Here is an 18,144-nt window from a genome sequence, read left to right on the forward strand (position 1 = left end):
CCTCAAAAGTATGGCGAGCCTCATTCACTGCCCGCATTGCGGCATCCGGCCGAAGGAAGAGTTTTCGATCCGTGGCGACGCGTCGCTGGTCCGCCCCGATCCGGAAGCCTCGGACGAAGCCTGGCACGAATACGTCCATATCCGCAGCAACCCGCGCGGACGCTACCGCGAACACTGGCAGCATGTTGCCGGTTGCCGCCGCTGGCTGGTGGTCGAGCGCGATACATTCACCCACGAGGTTTTTTCGGTCACGGATGCGGCGTCTGATGGGCGGGAGGCTGGCCGATGACAGCCCATCGCCTCGCCTCCGGCGGTCTGGTCGATCGCAACGCGCCGCTTGATTTCCGGTTCGATGGCCGGAATCTGACGGGATTTGCCGGTGATACGCTCGCCTCTGCGCTGCTTGCCAGTGATCAGCTTCTGGTCGGCCGCAGCTTCAAATATCACCGGCCGCGCGGCATCGTCACAGCCGGACCTTCGGAGCCGAATGCGTTGGTGACCATCGGCAACGGCGCCAGCAGCGACCCGAACACCAAGGCGACTGTCGCCGAACTCTATTCGGGCCTCGACGCCCGCAGCCAGAACCGTTTTCCATCGCTGAAATATGATTTTGGTGCGGTAAACGGCCTGTTGTCGCCGTTCCTTGGTGCCGGTTTCTACTACAAGACGTTCATGTGGCCGGCGGCCTTCTGGGAGAAGGTTTACGAGCCGATCATCCGCAAGGCGGCCGGGCTTGGACGCGCGGTCCTGGAGAGAGATCCGCAATCCTATGAAAAATGCTGGGCGCATTGCGACGTGCTGGTGGTCGGCTCCGGTCCGACGGGACTGATGGCGGCATTGACGGCCGGCCGTGCTGGCTTGCGGGTTATTCTCGCAGACGAGGATTTCAGGCTGGGCGGCTCGCTGCTGGCTGAAACGGCGCGTATCGATGATGTCGCCGCACCGGATTTTGCCGAAACGGCGCTTGCGGAACTGCGGTCCCTGCCGAACGTGACGATGATGCAGCGCACCACCGTCTTCGGCTGGTACGACGACAATGTATTCGGTGCAGTCGAGCGGGTGCAAAAGCATCTGGCCTTGTCGCAGGCGAAACTGCCGGTCGAGCGGCTCTGGCGCATCGTCGCCAAGCGGGCGCTGCTGGCGACAGGCGCCGAGGAACGGCCGCTGGTGTTCGGCGGCAATGACAAGCCGGGCGTGATAATGGCGGGTGCGATGCGCACCTATGCCAATCGTTTCGGCGTTGCCGCCGGCAAGTCGGTGGCGATCTTCACCAATGGCAGCGCTGGTTACCGCACGGCCGCCGATCTCATTGCGCATGGTGTGGACATTGCTGCTATCATCGACAGCCGCGCACATGTCTCCGATGTCGGGCCGGATGGTGTTCGCGTCATTCATTCGGCCTCCGTGATCGATACGAAAGGACGCCAGCGCGTCTCCGGCGCCGTCATCGAACGCTCGGGCTTCGAGCAGACGATTGCCTGCGATGCGATCGGCATGTCCGGTGGCTGGAACCCGGTTATCCATCTTGCCTGCCAGCGCGGTGCCAAGGCCATCTGGTCCGAGGACTTGAAGACCTTTCTTGCGCCTGACGTCGGCAACGGTCTTGTTGTCGCTGGTTCGGCTGCCGGACGCTACAGCTTGGCCGGCTGTTTGCAGGACGGCGCCGACAAGGCGGCCATGATCGTTGCCGATCTCGGGTTCTCGGCTTCCGCCCATCCGGCCCCTGTGGTGGAGGGAGAGATCGATCCCTCGTTCACGGCGCTGTGGTATTCGCCGGGCGCCAAGGCGAAAGCCTTTGTCGATTTCCAGAACGACGTGCATGTCAAGGATATCGGGCTTGCCCTGCGTGAGGGCTTTGGCCATGTCGAACATGCCAAGCGCTATACGACAAATGGCATGGCGACTGATCAGGGCAAGCTGTCCGGCATCAACGCGACCGGACTTCTGGCGGCCATGCAGGGCATCAGCCCGGCCGATGTTGGCACCACCACCTTCCGGCCATTCTATACGCCGGTTGCCTTCGGGGCTCTGGCCGGCACATCGCACGATGAGCACGCAGCTCCGGTGCGCAAATCGCCGCTCCATGGTTGGGCGCAGCGAAATGGCGCTATCTTGGTCGATTCCGGCCTCTGGTTTCGACCGGCCTATTTTCCGCGTGGCGGAGAAAAGACCTGGCGTGAAAGCGCGGATCGCGAAGTCCGCAACGTCCGCGAGAATGTCGGCCTCTGCGATGTTTCGACGCTCGGCAAGATCGAGATTTTCGGACCGGATGCAGCGGAATTCCTCAATCGCCTCTATTGCAATCCGTTCCTGAAGCTGCCGGTCGGCAAGGCGCGCTATGGGCTGATGCTGCGTGAAGACGGCATGGTTTATGACGATGGCACGACGAGCCGCCTGTCGCCGGGGCATTTCGTCATGACCACGACCACGGCGCTGGCCGGTGGGGTGATGTCCCATATGGAATATTGCGCCCAGGTGCTGTGGCCAGAGCTCAAGGTCCGCTTCTGTTCCTCGACAGATCAATGGGCGCAGATGGCGATTGCCGGACCCAAAGCCCGGCTGGTAATGCAGGCTCTTGTCGAGGACGATATTTCCGATGCGGCCTTTCCATTCCTGGCTGCCGGCATCGTCACGCTGAAGGGCGGCGTCAAGGCGCGGCTGTTCCGGATCTCGTTTTCCGGCGAACTGGCCTATGAACTGGCCGTGCCTGCGGGGCTTGGCGATGCCGTTGCCGACGCCATCATGGAAGAGGGGCGGGCATATGGAATTTGTGCCTACGGGCTGGAAGCGCTGAATGTGCTGCGCATCGAGAAGGGCCATGTCACCCATGCCGAATTCGATGGCCGGGTAACGCCCGATGATGCGGGCTTCGGGCGCATGGTTTCGGCGCAGAAACCGGACTTCATCGGTAAGCGGCTTTCGACCCGCTACGGGCTCACCGCCGCCGACCGCATGCAGATGGTCGGGCTGAAGCCGGTGGAGGCGGACCAGCATATCCGCGCCGGTGCGCATCTGCTGCGCGAGGGCGCAAAACCCTCGACGCTGAACGATCAGGGCTACGTCAGCTCCGCCTGCTTCTCGCCGACGCTCGGGCACGACATTGCGCTTGCCTTCCTGAAATCGGGCCGCGAGCGCTATGGCGAGCGCATCGTCGTCTGGGACAAGCTGGCGGGTGCCGAAGTGGTGGCGGAGGTCTGCAACCCTGTCTTCGTCGATCCCGGCAACACAAAGCTGAACTCCTGATGTGGATGCGGACATGACCAGAACCTACATTTCCCACCATCCTCTCGACGGCCTGCTGCCGCCGCAACCCGGCATCCGCGCGGTCGACCATCTGGATGTTCCGCGTGCCGTCGCCATCTCCTCTGTCATGGCGATGGACGGCGAGGAGGCATCGGTGACGGCCGGATTGGCCGCATCGGGCGATGTATCCGTCCGGTTTGCCGGACCCGGCGAATGGCTGGCACTGTCGCAGTTGGAAACGCCGGAGGGCCTGCACCGCAACTTGTCATTGCTGCTGGCCGAGACGGCCTATGTCTTCGACCAGAGCGACGGCCGCGTCGTTTTCAGGCTGTCCGGCCCCAATGTCCGACGCATTCTTGCCAAGGGCATTGCCACGGATCTGTATCCCGCAGCGTTTGAGATCGGCACGTCATCGAACGTTCTTTGCGGCCATATCGGCGTCAATCTGGCCCGCACCGGCGAAAATGAGTTCGAACTGATCGTCATGCGCAGCTTTGCCGCGGCACTCTTTGACGATCTGCGCGTGATGGGGCGGGAGTTCGATCTGTCCGCCGGTTTCTCCACGCAAGGGTAAATGCGCCATCGCGTGACGCTTTTATGGCGCGGTTGAAGTGGCCGATGGCGGGAATGGGCAAGACCTGTTCGCAGGGATATCTTTAACCGGCGCGACTTTGCCGGTACGGTTTCGAAAGCCAAGAATTCGCTTCATTGAGCGGGACGTTTTTTTGCAAGCCGTCCCGAAACCGGAGAATACCCATGAAAAGCCATGCCAGGGTCGTCGTTATCGGCGGCGGCGTCGTCGGTTGTTCGATCCTTTATCACCTGACGAAATTCGGCTGGACCGATGTGGTTCTTTTGGAGCGTTCGGAGCTCACCTCCGGCTCGACCTGGCACGCGGCCGGCGGCATGCATACGATCAATGGCGATCCGAACGTCGCCAAGCTGCAGAAATATACGGTCGAACTCTACAAGGAAATTCAGGAATATTCCGGCCAGGATATCGGTCTGCATATGACCTCCGGCATGATGCTGGCGGCGACCAAGGAGCGGTTCGATTGGATGAAGTCGATCCTCGCCAAGGGCCGCTACATGGGCCTCGATGCCGAGCTTCTGTCTCCGAAGGAAGCGCACGAGCTGATGCCGCTTCTCGATCCCACGCAGTTCGTCGGTGCCGTGTTCGATCCGGTCGAAGGTCATCTCGATCCCTATGGCACCACCCATGCCTATGCCAAATCCGCCAAGAAGAACGGAGCGGATATCTACCTGCACACCAAGGTGGAAGACCTTGTCCAGCGGGAAGACGGCACCTGGCGGGTCATCACCAACAAGGGCGAGATCATTGCCGAGCACGTCGTCAACGCCGCCGGCCTGTGGGCGCGCGAAGTCGGGCGGATGACGGGGCTTGAGTTGCCGGTGCTTGCCATGGAGCATATGTATCTCATTACCGAGGACATGCCGGAGGTGATCGAGTTCAACCAGACGCGCGGCAAGGAACTGATGCACTGCGTCGATTTCGACGGCGAGATCTATCTGCGCCAGGAACGCAACGGCATGCTGATGGGCACCTATGAAAAGGCCTGCCGCCCATGGTCGCCGATCACTACGCCGTGGGATTTCGGCCATGAACTGCTGGCCGAAGATATAGAGCGCATCACGCCCGAACTTGAAGTCGGCTTCCGACACTTCCCGGCCTTCAACAATGCCGGCATCAAGAAGATCATCAACGGCCCCTTCACCTTCTCGCCGGACGGCAATCCGCTGGTCGGACCGGTGCGCGGGTTGACCAATTACTGGTCCGCATGCGCCGTCATGGCCGGCTTCAGCCAGGGCGGCGGCGTCGGTTTGGCGCTGGCCAACTGGATCATCTACGGCGATCCGGGTTTCGATGTCTTTGCCATGGACGTTTCGCGCTACGGCGATTTCGCCACGCTTGGCTTTACCAATGCCAAGGTCCGCGAAAACTATTCCCGCCGCTTCTCGATCCGCTATCCGAACGAGGAACTGCCGGGCGCACGCCCGTTCCTGACCACGCCGATCTACGACAAGCTGAAGGACGCCGGTGCCGTGTTCGGTGCCTCCTATGGGCTGGAAGCGCCGCTGTGGTTTGCGCCGAAGGGCGAAGAGGACAAATTCTCCTGGCGCCGCTCCAACGACTTCGATGTCGTCGGCGCCGAAGCCCGGGCCGTGCGCGACAGCGTCGGTCTGATGGAAACATCGGGCTTTGCCAAATACACCATCACCGGAAGCGGCGCGGAAGCCTGGCTCGACCGGATGCTGACCTGCCGCATTCCGGCCAATGGCCGCATGTCGCTGGCGCCGATGCTGAAGGACGACGGCAAGCTGATCGGCGATTTCACTTTGGCAAAGCTCGGCGAGGGGGATTTCCTGCTCATCGGCTCAGGGATCGCCGAAGACTATCACATGCGCTGGTTCGAAAGCCATTTGCCGAAGGACGGCTCGGTCATCCTGAAAGCGCTGAACCTGCAACTGGTCGGCCTGTCGATCGCTGGACCCAACTCCCGTGCGCTGATCTCCAAGCTGACGCATCTCGACATGTCCGACGAAGCGTTCGCCTTCATGGATATTCGCCGGATGAATCTCGGCATGGCGCCGGCGATCGTCGGCCGTGTCAGCTACACGGGCGATCTCGGCTATGAAATCTGGATGAAGCCGGAATATCAGCGCTATCTCTTTGACCTGATCATGGAGGCCGGTGCCGAATTTGCCATCAAGCCGTTCGGCCTGCGGGCGCTTAACGCCCTGCGGGTCGAAAAATCGTTCGGCAGCTGGTCGCGCGAATATCGCCCGCTTTACGGTCCGTTCGAGGCAGGGCTCGGGCGATTCGTTGCGCTGAAGAAGGATGCCAACTTCATCGGTAAGCAGGCGGCAGCAAAGGAAAAGGCCGAAGGCGGCACCTTGCGGCTCAGAACCTTCATCATCGATGCCAAGGATGCCGACGTTATCGGCGACGAGCCGATCTCGCTGAACGGCAAGGTCTGTGGTTGGGTGACCTCAGGTGGCTACGCCCATGCCTCCGGCGTTTCGGTCGCGATCGGCTATGTTCCGAAGGAGGTTGCGAACGAAGCGGAGGGGTGGCAAGTCGAATTGCTGGGCGAAATGCTGTCGGCCCGGTTGCAGGCCCAGCCGCTTTTCGATGCCAACGGTTCGCGCATGCGGTCCTGACAGGCTCGATTGTGATCGCGACCTTTCGTAGGCCGAGTTGGCGGCTGAACGGGCCCGCCGGGGCTTAGCCATGTTTAACCGTAGAATTCACGGTCTGATGCCCAAAAATAGGGCCTAAACTGCACTATTTTTGTTTTTTCGACTGTTTAAGCGTCAATATCACTAAAATGGGAAAGAAAATCAGGAAAGCATCATTTTACGCTTCACTTTTGGTCTGAAAGCATTATGGAATCCTCTATCGAAAAGGCTCAGAAAGAGCCACGAAAAGAAGAGGTCTGACCTACTAGGATCAGACCCGGGGGATATTGATGGAGTATTTTGTCCAGCAGCTCGTCAATGGGCTGACTCTTGGCTCGATTTACGGTTTGATTGCCATTGGTTATACAATGGTTTACGGCATTATCGGCATGGTCAACTTCGCCCATGGCGATATTTTCATGCTCGGTGGTTTCGCAGCGCTGATTGTCTACCTTGTTCTGGTGGGTTTGTTCGGCGGTATTCCGATCGCACTTGCCCTATTCATCATGATCATCGTGGCGATGGTGATGACTGGATTGTGGAACTGGGTCATCGAAAAGATGGCTTACCGCCCGTTGCGCGGCTCGTTCCGCCTCGCGCCACTGATCACCGCGATCGGCATGTCCATCGCACTGTCGAACTTCATTCAGGTGACGCAAGGCCCGCGTAACAAGCCGATCCCGTCAATGGTGTCGTCGGTTTACGAGGTGTTCGGCATCTCGATATCGCTGAAGCAGATCATCATCGTGGTGGTGACGGCGGTTCTGCTGACGATCTTCTGGTACATCGTCAATCATACGCCGCTTGGCCGCGCTCAGCGGGCGACCGAGCAGGACCGCAAGATGGCGGCATTGCTGGGTATCGACGTCGACAAGACCATCTCGATCACCTTCATCATGGGTGCGGCATTGGCTGCGGTCGCCGGTACCATGTACCTGATGTATTACGGTGTCATCGTCTTTACCGATGGCTTCACGCCGGGCGTCAAGGCCTTCACGGCTGCGGTTCTGGGCGGCATCGGTTCTCTGCCGGGCGCTGTGCTGGGTGGTCTGATGATCGGTCTCATCGAGTCGCTGTGGTCGGCTTACTTCACCATCGACTACAAGGATGTCGCGACATTCTCGATCCTCGCCATCGTGCTGATTTTCAAGCCGTCTGGTATTCTGGGTCGGCCGGAAGTCGAGAAGGTATAATTTCATGGCAAACATTACCAACACACCTGAGAGCGCCGGCAGCAATCTGATGGCGCGGGCTCTGCGCGAGGGCTTTTACGCCGGCCTCGTGGCACTTGGTCTCTTCGTACTCTTCGTCGGGTTGAAGACCGACCAGAACATCCTGAATGAGCTGATCCTCGTGCAACGCTGGGGATTGCTCGCAATCTTCGTCGTCATTGCCGCAGTCGGCCGTTTCGTGTCGGTTGCTTATATCCGGCCGTTTCTGGCTCGCCAGAAGGTAACGAATGCCGTCACCGGCCTTCTTCCCGACAGCGTTGCCACGCGTTTCTTTCGCATGCCAATAGTCGTCGTGGCGGCAGTGATCGCCATTTTGTTGATGTTCGCTGCGACGCCGATCACTGCGGCTTTGCCTGCCGTGCTCGCTCCTTGGGTGACGATGATCCGTGCGCTGGCGATCATCTACGTGCTGGCGTTCGGCTTCTTCTATTTTCGGGTCTATATAGCTGCGCATTTCAGCATGTTGGCCATCATTGCCCTTATTTTCTACCCGCCGCTCATGGTGTACTTCTTCGGCTATCAAGGGTCGCTGAAATATGTCGATAACTTCGGCATCCAGATCCTGATCTACGTGATGCTGGCCTGGGGCTTGAACATCGTCGTCGGCCTCGCCGGCCTGCTCGATCTCGGTTATGTCGCCTTCTATGCCGTTGGTGCCTATTCCTACGCATTGCTGTCGTCTTACTTCGGCCTGTCGTTCTGGGTTCTGCTGCCGATGGCCGGTATCTTTGCCGCCCTCTGGGGCATTATCCTCGGCTTCCCGGTTCTCCGCCTCAAGGGCGACTACCTGGCGATCGTGACGCTTGCCTTCGGGGAAATCATCCGGTTGGTTCTGATCAACTGGACCGCGGTGACCAAGGGCACCTTCGGCATCTCCGGCATCGCCAAGGCATCCGTGTTCGGCATCTGGTCCTTTGACGTCAGTGCGACGAACAATTTCGCCAAGGTCTTCGGGTTGCCGATGTCGTCGGCCTACTACAAAATCTTCCTGTTCTATCTGATCCTGGCGCTCTGCCTTTTGACGGCCTTCGTCACCATCCGTCTGCGCCGCATGCCGATCGGCCGTGCCTGGGAAGCCTTGCGCGAAGACGAGATCGCCTGCCGTTCGCTCGGCATCAACACGGTGACGACCAAGCTGACCGCATTTTCCACGGGCGCCATGTTCGGCGGCTTCGCGGGCTCTTTCTTCGCCGTGCGCCAAGGCTTCGTCTCGCCGGAATCCTTCGTCTTCCTCGAATCGGCAATCATTCTTGCCATCGTGGTTCTTGGCGGGATGGGGTCGCTGGTCGGCATCGCGGTTGCTGCGACGGTGATGATCGGTGGTACGGAACTGCTGCGCGAAATGACGATATTGAAGCAAATCTTCGGCCCGGATTTCACGCCGGAACTTTACCGCATGCTGATCTTCGGCCTGGCCATGATCATCGTCATGGTCTGGAAGCCGCGCGGTTTCGTCGGCACACGTGAACCCACGGCCTTCCTGCGCGAACGCAAGAGCGTCTCCGGCAGCTTTACCAAGGAAGGGCACGGCTGATGGCCCTTGAGACAGATACAATGACGAAAGATCCAATCCTCAAAGTCGACCATCTATCGATGCGCTTCGGCGGCCTGATGGCCATCAACGACCTGTCGTTCGAAGCCTATCGCGGCGATATCACCGCCCTGATCGGTCCTAACGGGGCCGGCAAGACCACGGTGTTCAACTGCATCACCGGTTTCTACAAGCCGACGATGGGCATGATCACGATGCGGCAGAAGGCGGGCAAGGAATATCTGCTCGAACGCATGTCGGATTTCGAGGTCAACCGCGATGCCAAGGTGGCCCGGACTTTCCAGAACATCCGGCTGTTTTCAGGCCTGACGGTGCTGGAAAACCTGCTGGTCGCGCAACACAACAAGCTGATGCTGGCCTCTGGCTATACCATCCTCGGTCTTTTGGGCTTTCCTGCCTACAAAAAGGCTGCGGCTCAGTCGATCGAGCAGGCCAAATACTGGCTCGACAAGGCAAATCTGACCGACCGTGCCGACGATCCGGCCGGCGATCTGCCCTACGGCGCCCAGCGCCGTCTGGAAATCGCCCGCGCCATGTGCACCGGCCCCGAATTCCTTTGCCTCGACGAACCGGCCGCCGGTCTCAATCCGCGCGAATCGCTGGTGCTCAACGAGTTGTTGCGCAGCATCCGCAAGGACACCGGGACCTCGATCCTTCTGATCGAGCACGACATGTCCGTTGTCATGGAAATCTCCGACCATGTCGTCGTCCTGGAATACGGCCAGAAGATTTCGGATGGCAATCCGGACCATGTGAAGAACGACCCGAAGGTTATTGCGGCCTATCTCGGTGTTGAAGATGATGAGGTCGAAGAGGTGATCGAACAGATCGAGGAAATCGCCGTCGCTGCGCCGGGAGACACGCCCAAATGAGCGATAACCTTCTGCATGTAAAAGACGTCGAAACCTATTACGGCAATATCCGGGCGCTCGGCGGGGTCGAAGTCGAAGTCAAGCGCGGCGAAATCGTCTGCATGATCGGGGCCAATGGCGCCGGAAAATCGACGCTGATGATGACGATCTGCGGTAGTCCGCAGGCAAGGGCAGGCTCGGTAACCTTCGATGGGCAGGATATCACCCATATGCCGACGCACGAGATCGCCCGGTTGCGGATCGCGCAGTCGCCGGAAGGCCGCCGGATCTTTCCGCGCATGACGGTCTATGAAAACCTTCAGATGGGCGCGAGCCTGGATAATCTGAAATATTTCAACGAGGATGTCGAAAAGATCTTCACGCTGTTTCCGCGTCTCAAGGAGCGTCAGTCGCAGCGCGGCGGAACGCTTTCCGGCGGCGAGCAGCAGATGCTGTCGATCGGCCGTGCGCTGATGGCGCGTCCGAAGCTGCTGCTTCTCGATGAGCCGTCTCTCGGTCTTGCGCCGCTGATCGTCAAGGGCATCTTTGCTGCGATCAAGAAGCTCAACGAAGAGGAGGGGCTTACGGTTTTCCTCGTCGAGCAGAACGCGTTTGCGGCCTTGAAGCTGTCTCACCGTGGTTATGTCATGGTCAACGGCAAGGTGACGATGAGCGGCAGCGGCAGGGAATTGCTGGCCAATCCGGAAGTGCGCGCCGCCTATCTCGAAGGCGGTCATCATTGATGGCATTCCGGCTCGAGTCAGAGGTTTCGTTGGACCCGGGCCGGCTTGCATATCCGACATGTTGGAGCGTTCGCATGCGGTCTGAAAACCGCCCGGCGCTTTGAAAGGGAGAAACGGGATGCACGGCATTCTCTACGAAGAACCTTCGGTTCTGCATTTCGCGCTGATCACCGTCGTCATGGGCGGCTGGACGGCGTGGCGCACGGGAAAGAGCGCTGCCGAAGGCTGGAGCAGCTACGGCGTTCTCGTCATCTATACTCTACTCCTGGGTGTGGCGATCCGCTTCATTCATCATGCGCTTTTCAACGGCAGCATGTTGACTTTGCAGTACTATGCCGTGGACACGATCATTCTTTTGCTGTTTGCTACGGCAGGCTATCGCTACTACCGTACGCAGCAGATGACCAACAACTACTATTGGCTTTACGAAAAGGTTTCGCCCTTCTCGTGGAAGTCAAAATGACAGAGGGAACCCCGCTGACGCGTCTCGCGCGCTGATGCGGATATAAGAATACCGGCGCGATTATGGTGGGTATCGTGACTGGCTTAAAAAGGCACCCGCTCAATTTTTTTGGGAGTAACAAGATGAAGAAGTCACTTTTGTCAGCTGTTGCGCTGACTGCAATGGTTGCTTTCAGCGGCACTGCATGGGCTGATCTGCTGGTTGGTGTTGCTGGCCCGTTGACGGGTCCGAACGCAGCTTTCGGCGCACAGCTCCAGAAGGGTGCCGAGCAGGCTGCAGCTGACATCAATGCTGCCGGCGGTATCAACGGCGAACAGATCAAGATCGTGCTCGGCGACGACGTTTCCGATCCGAAGCAGGGCGTTTCCGTTGCCAACAAGTTCGTTGCCGACGGCGTCAAGTTCGTCATCGGCCACTTCAATTCCGGCGTTTCGATCCCGGCTTCGGAAGTCTACGCTGAAAACGGCATCTTGCAGATCACTCCTGCCTCCACCAATCCGGTCTTTACCGAACGCGGCCTGTGGAACACCTTCCGTACCTGCGGCCGTGACGACCAGCAGGGCGCCGTTGCCGGTGCCTACATCGCTGCAAACTTCAAGGACGCCAAGGTTGCCGTCGTTCACGACAAGACACCTTACGGCCAGGGCCTTGCTGACCTGACCAAGGCTGCCATGAACGAAGCCGGCGTCAAGGAAGTCGTTTACGAAGGTATCACGGCTGGCGACAAGGACTTCTCGGCTCTGATCGCCAAGATGAAGGAAGCCGGCGTATCGCTGGTTTACTACGGCGGCCTGCACACCGAAGCCGGCCTGATCATGCGCCAGATGGCTGACCAGGGCCTGAAGGCTACCCTGATGTCCGGCGACGGTATCGTCTCGAACGAACTTGCTTCGATCGCTGGCGACGCTGTGAACGGCACGCTGATGACGTTCGCTCCGGATCCGCGCAAGAACCCGGCTGCAAAGGAACTGGTCGAAAAGTTCCGTGCAAACGGCTTTGAGCCGGAAGCCTACACGCTCTACTCCTATTCGGCTCTTCAGGTTATCGCTGAAGCTGCAAAGACGACCGGCGGCAACGACCCGCAGGCTGTAGCCGAAAACATCAAGGGCAAGGGTCCGTTCAAGACCGTTATCGGCGATTTCGGCTATGACGAAAAGGGCGACATCACCCGTCCTGACTACGTCATGTACACCTGGAAGAAGGGTGACGACGGCAAGTTCAGCTACTTCGAAAACGAAAAATAATCGTTTTCGGTTGAGCACCGATTGGTCCATCTGGACCGCGAAAGGCCCGGCATTGCCGGGCCTTTTTGCGTTCTGTCCGCCGTCTGTGATGATGTTCAGTTTTGGCAAGGCTGTTTCAACAAACCGACGGCTGGATTGATACCGTTGCTATGCTAATTGTCAGCGCAATTCCCTTTTATCCGGAGCCAGACGATGACCCAGAAACCACGCATCCTTGTCACCCGCCGCTGGCCCGATGCCGTCGAGCGTGTGCTTGCCGAGCGGTTCGATGCCCATTTCAACACATCGGATGTGGCGATGGATGCCGATGCGCTCTCCAGCGCGCTACGATCCTTCGATGCAGTGCTGCCGACGGTGTCCGACCGCCTGCCGGCGCCGTTGTTTGAAGGCGGCGATCTGCGCACACGGATCCTCGGGAATTTTGGCGTCGGCTACAATCACATCCATATCGCGACGGCCGAACATTACGGCATCGCCGTTACCAATACGCCAGGCGTTCTGACGGATTGTACGGCCGACATCGCCATGTCGCTGCTGCTTTCGGTGGCGCGCCGGGCAGGCGAGGGCGAGCGTCAGGTTCGTGCCGGACAATGGACCGGCTGGCGGCCGACGCACATGATCGGCACCAAGGTTACCGGAAAGACGCTGGGGATCATCGGCTTTGGCCGAATCGGCAAGGCGATGGCAAAACGCTGCCATTTCGGCTTCGACATGGACGTGGTCTTCTACAACAGATCGAAGATCGACCCAGCGGAAGCCGCACGCTATGGCGCACGGCAGCTGGAGACCGTCGAGGACGTGCTGGCCGCTGCCGATTTCGTTTCGCTGCACTGCCCGGGTGGCGGCGAAAACCGCCATCTGATCAATGCGCAGCGGCTGGCGGTGATGAGGCCGGGAGCGTACCTGATCAATACGGCGCGCGGCGATGTCGTCGATGAGGCAGCGCTGATCGAGGCTCTGGAAACGGGCATTATCCGGGGTGCCGGGCTGGATGTCTTCGAGGCGGAGCCGAATGTACCCGAGCGGTTGCTTGCTCTGGAAAATGTCGTGCTTCTGCCGCATCTTGGCAGTGCGACCGAGGAAACCCGCACGGCCATGGGCATGAAGGTGGTGGACAATATCACCGCCTTCTTCGAGGGCCGCGAGCCGCCCGACAGAGTTGCTTGACTGGCTATTCCTGATGCAGCGCGTTCGCCGCCTTGACGGCGGCCGAGGCGCGGTTTTCGACGCCGAGTTTGACGTAGATCTGTTCCAGGTGCTTGTTGACGGTGCGGGCGCTGAGGCCGAGGATTTCGCCGATATCGCGGTTGGATTTTCCCTTGGCGATCCAGAGCAGAACCTGTCCTTCGCGTACTGTCAGGGCAAAGCTCTGGCGGAGAATTTCGTCGTCGCTGGTGTGGCTGACACCGGTCAGCCGGAACAGGAATTCGTCGCCGCCGATCGCACCGAGATAGGCGAGTTGCAGCACCGGCTGGCCGTGCTGATGGATCATCAGGGGCCCGTCCTTCGAGATGCCGTGTTTCTGCCGTTCCTGCAGCCATTGGCGGACATGGACGGCCAGCGTATCCAGCCCGTCGTCGCGCCCCGTTGCGGCATTGACGAGCCGGGTCGCCTGCGGTGTCGACCACTGGATGGTGCCATTGCTGCGCACGGCGAGCAGATGCCGTCCTGCTGCGTCCAGCGCCACACGTGCACTTTGCGCCGAGCGGGCATTGGCAAGGTGCACCCGGATGCGGGCGCGCAGCTCATCGATATTGATCGGCTTGGACAGATAATCGACGCCGCCGGATTCCAGCGCATGGACGATATGCTCTGTCTCGGTCAGCCCGGTCATGAAGATCACCGGCACTTGCGCTACGGCAGGATTGGTCTTCAGCGTCCGGCAGGTATCGAACCCATCCATGCCGGGCATGACCGCGTCCATCAGGATGACGTCGGGCGTGATGCGGTCAACGACGTTGATGGCGGCGTTTCCGGAGGTGGCAATCAGCACGGAAAACCCGGATTGTTCCAGCGCATCCGTCAGGAAGCCCAGCGTCTCGGGTGAATCGTCCACAATGAGCACGATGTCGCGCGGATGCACGGTTTCATTCACCAGCCGGTCTCCCCTGTTTGTTGATGTTTTGCAGGAAGTTGGCATAGCCGGCAAGGTCGAAAGCCTGGACGTAAGTCTTGACCGCCTCGGTGAATGGCTGATTTTCCTCCTGGCGGGCGAGATCGGCGAGCTTGGCTTCGATACCCCGGACATAACCGATTTCGCCGAGCCGGATCAGCTCCTCGACATGGGCGGCACCTGGGGTTTTCACCGCAGCCTTGATCGTTGTTTTGACGGGTTGCTGTACCGTGTCGCTATAAATCCATTCGAGTGCGAGGTGCACAGCCAGCTTGTCCTGCAACTGGCGGATATCGAAAGGCTTGGCGAGCGTATCGTTGTGGCCGGTATGGCTATCGGCCGCCGTTCCGTCGCCGATATTGGCCGACAGCATGATGACCGGCGCTGTCTGGCCGTGATCGCGCAGGCGTGTCACCAATTGCCAGCCGTTCATGCCGGGCATCGAGATATCGATGAGGAAGAGATCGGGCTTGATTCCCTCGATCAGGGTCAGGCATTCCATGCCTCCGGCCGCCGTCAGCACGACGAAATCGAGCGGCATCAGCACTTCGCGCATCAGGTCGCGATGATCCTCGTTGTCGTCGACCACGACGATGGTGCGGCGCGGGCCGGCGTAAGCGGCGATCTTGCGGATCGAGGGCAGGGAGGCGGTCGGCCGGCTGATCGCCGACAGCATCAGCCGTACCCGGAAGGTGGAGCCCTTGTCGCGCTCGCTATCGACAACAATCTCGCCGCCGAGCGTCTGGGTGAGAAGCTGGGTGATGGTCAGCCCCAGGCCAAGGCCGGGCATCGGCCGGATATGCTCGGCCTCGCCGCGCTGGAACGGCTCGAAGATGCGCGGCAGGTCTGCCTGCGAAATGCCGCGGCCGGTGTCGGAGACGGTGAAGGTCGCCACCTGGCTGCGATAGGCGACGTCGAAGCGGATGGTGCCGGTATCGGTGAACTTGATGGCATTGGAGAGCAGATTGACGAGGATCTGACGCAGGCGCTTTTCATCGGTGCGGACATATTGCGGCAGGGCGCTTGCCCGGTAATGCTCGAAAACCAAGCCCTTGGCCTGAGCTTGCGGGCGAAACATGTCGGTGATCTGGTCGAGGAAATCCTGGATGTTGATCTCGTTGGAATAGACCTGCAGGCGGCCGGCCTCGATCTTGGAAATGTCGAGAAGACCATCGATCAGCCCGGACAGATGGTCGGCGCTGCGCTTGATCACCTTGATCGCCGATTGGCGCGGCGCGGGGATGGTCTCGTCGCGCTCGAGGATCTGGGCATAGCCGAGCACGGCGTTGAGCGGGGTGCGCAGTTCGTGGCTGAGGCCGACCACATAACGGCTCTTTGCCCGGTTGGCGGCCTCGGCGGTCTCCTTGGCATATTGCAGGGCGGCGTCGGTTTTCTTGTGCGCGGCGATTTCCTTCAGGAGCAGGGTGTTCTGGCGCGAGGATTCTTCTTCGGCCACCAGCCGGCTGTCATGGGCCAGCACATAGAACCAGCAGACGACGCCGGTGACGACGGCAAAGACGAAGAAGACCACGCCGACCGTCCGGTTGATCACCGATGCCGTTTCGGGCGAGGCGGTGCCGGTCTGGTGGGCGATCATCGCCAGGATGATGCCGATGCAGGCGACCGATAGAACGACGGCGATGCCATAGCGGCCGAGCCGGGTGGACAGCGTCTCCATCACCTTTTGCGGCAGCAGGGCCTTGGCCACCACGGCTGTCTGGGCATTGAAGCTCGCATGTGGCTTGCACATGTCGCGGCAGCGGCTATCCAGCGAGCAGCAAAGCGAACAGATCGGCGCGGAATAGGCCGGGCACCAGGCCATGTCCTCGGGCTCGAACGGGTGTTCGCAGATCGAGCAGGTGACGGTCGAGAGTTTCTTCCAGCTCTGGCGCGGCTTGCGGGCAAGGTAATATTTGCCCTTCGTCGCCCAGGCGATGGCGGGGGAGACGATGAAGGCGGTGATCAAGGCGATGTAGGGTGCCAGCGACGCGGCTATGGCACCCATGACGCCGAAATGCGCCGTCAGCGCGATCAGCGCCGAGGCGGTCATGGCGCCGACGCCGACCGGGTTGATATCGTAGAGATGGGCGCGCTTGAACTCGATATTGGGCGGCGCCAGCCCGAGCGGCTTGTTGATGAACAGATCGGCCGAGATGGTGCAGAGCCAGGACATGGCGATGATCGAGAAGATGCCGAGTGTTTCTTCCAAGAGCTTGTAGATGCCGAGTTCCATCAACAGGAGCGCAATCGCCACGTTGAACATCAGCCAGACGACGCGGCCGGGATGGCTGTGGGTGAGGCGCGAGAAGAAATTCGACCAGGCGAGTGAGCCGGCATAGGCATTCATGACGTTGATCTTCAGCTGCGACACGACGACGAAGGCGGCCATCAGCAAGAGGGCTGCGTTGTGCCAGGGGATCATGTAGCCGAAGGCGGTCAGGTACATATGGGCGGGATCGGCGGCATGCTCGACCGGCACGCCTGCGCTGAGGCACAGGACGACGAGGAACGAACCCGCCAAAAGCTTCGGCGCGCCGACGATCACCCAGCCAGCACCGGCCAGAAACACAGCAAACCGGTGGCGTAGCTTGCTCTGGCCTTCCGGCGGCAGGAAGCGCAAAAAATCCACCTGCTCGCCGATCTGCGCCATCAAGGCGAGGATGACGGCGGAGGCGGCGCCGAATTCGAGCAGCGAAAATGGCGCATAGGAGCCGGGCTCGCCCATCGGCTTGTGCGTACCGGGAAAGGCAAGCCAGAGGTCGAACTTGCTCCAGTCGGCGAGCGCGATGAAAATGAAAGGCGCGACGTTGAGGATGATCCAGAACGGCTGGGTCAAAAGCTGAAATTTGCTGATCAGCCGGACGCCATGGGTGACCAGCGGAATGACCATAACGGCGCTGATGATGTAGCCGATCCAGACGGGGATGCCGAGCGCCAGCTCCAACGCCGCCGACATGATCGAGGCCTCGATGGCAAACAGCATGAAGGTGAACGAGGCATAGATCAGCGAGGTGACGGTCGAGCCGATATAGCCGAAGCTTGCGCCGCGCGTCAGGAGGTCGATATCGACACCGTGGCGGATGGCATAGCGACTGATCGGCAGGCCGACGCCGAGCATGACGAGGCTTGCGGCGAGAATGGCGATGATGGCATTGGTCGTGCCGTAGGACAGCGTGATGGCGCCACCGATCGCCTCCAGCGCCAGGAAGGAGATCGCCCCGATCGCCGTCTGCGAGATGCGCTGCGAGGAGAATTGCCGGGCGCTCTTGGCGGTGAAGCGCAGCGCGTAGTCTTCCAGCGTCTGGTTGGCGACCCAGCGATTGTATTCGCGCCGGACCGGAATGATGCGCTGGCGTGCCGTCATGCCTAATTTATATTCCCATTTTCGATATGATCAACGATTAGGCAATCTCCCCCGGCGCGCGATCTTTTGCAAGTGCGAGAATCGGATTGTCTGGGGACTGTCAGAATTGTCTGCAAAAGCGCGTTGAGCGCCGCGTGC

The 18,144-nt window shown here is 60.1% G+C and carries 12 protein-coding genes and 2 pseudogenes; 12 read left to right on the forward strand and 2 right to left on the reverse strand.

The features are described 5' to 3' along the window. Positions 1-10: 10 nt before the first annotated feature. The 12 genes and pseudogenes from ACP7E6_RS00270 (at position 11) to ACP7E6_RS00325 (ending at position 13,696) form a co-directional block, all read left to right on the forward strand. A complete protein-coding gene (locus ACP7E6_RS00270) occupies positions 11-289 on the forward strand; it encodes a sarcosine oxidase subunit delta (protein WP_426226861.1) in 279 nt (92 codons plus the stop codon). After that, the gene (locus tag ACP7E6_RS00275; protein WP_426226863.1) at positions 286-3,243 is read left to right on the forward strand and encodes a sarcosine oxidase subunit alpha family protein; all 2,958 of its coding nucleotides are present in this window, start codon (positions 286-288) and stop codon (positions 3,241-3,243) included. Before ACP7E6_RS00270 ends, ACP7E6_RS00275 begins: the two co-directional genes overlap by 4 nt. Before the next feature lie 13 nt (positions 3,244-3,256). Continuing rightward, a complete protein-coding gene (locus tag ACP7E6_RS00280; RefSeq protein ID WP_426226865.1) occupies positions 3,257-3,817 on the forward strand; it encodes a sarcosine oxidase subunit gamma in 561 nt (186 codons plus the stop codon). Between the two features lie 182 nt (positions 3,818-3,999). Further along, entirely contained in the window at positions 4,000-6,426 is a 2,427-nt protein-coding gene (locus tag ACP7E6_RS00285) for a GcvT family protein (RefSeq protein WP_426226867.1), read from the forward strand. 308 nt (positions 6,427-6,734) lie between these two features. Beyond that, a complete protein-coding gene (locus tag ACP7E6_RS00290) occupies positions 6,735-7,637 on the forward strand; it encodes a branched-chain amino acid ABC transporter permease (protein WP_426226869.1) in 903 nt (300 codons plus the stop codon). Between the two features lie 4 nt (positions 7,638-7,641). Next, positions 7,642-7,950: pseudogene (locus tag ACP7E6_RS00295) on the forward strand (DUF3382 domain-containing protein); the annotation flags it as partial. 180 nt (positions 7,951-8,130) lie between these two features. Continuing rightward, positions 8,131-9,210, forward strand: a pseudogene (livM, locus tag ACP7E6_RS00300) (high-affinity branched-chain amino acid ABC transporter permease LivM); the annotation flags it as partial. Continuing rightward, the gene (locus tag ACP7E6_RS00305; RefSeq protein ID WP_426226871.1) at positions 9,210-10,100 is read left to right on the forward strand and encodes an ABC transporter ATP-binding protein; all 891 of its coding nucleotides are present in this window, start codon (positions 9,210-9,212) and stop codon (positions 10,098-10,100) included. The pseudogene livM and the gene ACP7E6_RS00305, both read left to right, overlap by 1 nt. Next, positions 10,097-10,822 carry an ABC transporter ATP-binding protein gene (locus ACP7E6_RS00310; protein ID WP_426226873.1) on the forward strand — a complete coding sequence of 242 codons (726 nt, stop codon included), beginning with the start codon at positions 10,097-10,099 and terminating at the stop codon, positions 10,820-10,822. The genes ACP7E6_RS00305 and ACP7E6_RS00310 overlap by 4 nt, the downstream gene beginning before the upstream one ends. 118 nt (positions 10,823-10,940) lie before the next feature. Further along, the gene (locus tag ACP7E6_RS00315) at positions 10,941-11,285 is read left to right on the forward strand and encodes a DUF6867 family protein (protein ID WP_426226875.1); all 345 of its coding nucleotides are present in this window, start codon (positions 10,941-10,943) and stop codon (positions 11,283-11,285) included. A gap of 122 nt (positions 11,286-11,407) precedes the next feature. Continuing rightward, a complete protein-coding gene (locus ACP7E6_RS00320) occupies positions 11,408-12,529 on the forward strand; it encodes a branched-chain amino acid ABC transporter substrate-binding protein (RefSeq protein WP_426226876.1) in 1,122 nt (373 codons plus the stop codon). 192 nt (positions 12,530-12,721) lie between these two features. Continuing rightward, entirely contained in the window at positions 12,722-13,696 is a 975-nt protein-coding gene (locus tag ACP7E6_RS00325) for a 2-hydroxyacid dehydrogenase (protein ID WP_426226878.1), read from the forward strand. Positions 13,697-13,700: 4 nt separating this feature from the next. Here the strand turns inward: ACP7E6_RS00325 and ACP7E6_RS00330 are convergent, their stop codons facing one another. Together ACP7E6_RS00330 and ACP7E6_RS00335 are read right to left on the reverse strand one after the other, a co-directional pair. Continuing rightward, complete coding sequence (locus ACP7E6_RS00330; protein WP_426226880.1) at positions 13,701-14,669, reverse strand: response regulator; 969 nt, start codon at positions 14,667-14,669, stop codon at positions 13,701-13,703. Continuing rightward, complete coding sequence (locus ACP7E6_RS00335) at positions 14,617-18,006, reverse strand: hybrid sensor histidine kinase/response regulator (RefSeq protein WP_426226882.1); 3,390 nt, start codon at positions 18,004-18,006, stop codon at positions 14,617-14,619. The genes ACP7E6_RS00330 and ACP7E6_RS00335 overlap by 53 nt, the downstream gene beginning before the upstream one ends. Positions 18,007-18,144 lie beyond the last annotated feature (138 nt).

Source organism: Pararhizobium sp. DWP3-4, from assembly GCF_049898205.1.
Taxonomy (GTDB): Bacteria; Pseudomonadota; Alphaproteobacteria; order Rhizobiales; family Rhizobiaceae; genus Pararhizobium.

Coding starts and splice junctions, on each gene's coding strand:
- ACP7E6_RS00270 (WP_426226861.1), top strand. CDS start 11: ATGGCGAGCCTCATTCACTGCCCGCATTGCGGCATCCGGCCGAAGGAA.
- ACP7E6_RS00275 (WP_426226863.1), top strand. CDS start 286: ATGACAGCCCATCGCCTCGCCTCCGGCGGTCTGGTCGATCGCAACGCG.
- ACP7E6_RS00280 (WP_426226865.1), top strand. CDS start 3,257: ATGACCAGAACCTACATTTCCCACCATCCTCTCGACGGCCTGCTGCCG.
- ACP7E6_RS00285 (WP_426226867.1), top strand. CDS start 4,000: ATGAAAAGCCATGCCAGGGTCGTCGTTATCGGCGGCGGCGTCGTCGGT.
- ACP7E6_RS00290 (WP_426226869.1), top strand. CDS start 6,735: ATGGAGTATTTTGTCCAGCAGCTCGTCAATGGGCTGACTCTTGGCTCG.
- ACP7E6_RS00305 (WP_426226871.1), top strand. CDS start 9,210: ATGGCCCTTGAGACAGATACAATGACGAAAGATCCAATCCTCAAAGTC.
- ACP7E6_RS00310 (WP_426226873.1), top strand. CDS start 10,097: ATGAGCGATAACCTTCTGCATGTAAAAGACGTCGAAACCTATTACGGC.
- ACP7E6_RS00315 (WP_426226875.1), top strand. CDS start 10,941: ATGCACGGCATTCTCTACGAAGAACCTTCGGTTCTGCATTTCGCGCTG.
- ACP7E6_RS00320 (WP_426226876.1), top strand. CDS start 11,408: ATGAAGAAGTCACTTTTGTCAGCTGTTGCGCTGACTGCAATGGTTGCT.
- ACP7E6_RS00325 (WP_426226878.1), top strand. CDS start 12,722: ATGACCCAGAAACCACGCATCCTTGTCACCCGCCGCTGGCCCGATGCC.
- ACP7E6_RS00330 (WP_426226880.1), bottom strand. CDS start 14,669: ATGCCAACTTCCTGCAAAACATCAACAAACAGGGGAGACCGGCTGGTG.
- ACP7E6_RS00335 (WP_426226882.1), bottom strand. CDS start 18,006: ATGACGGCACGCCAGCGCATCATTCCGGTCCGGCGCGAATACAATCGC.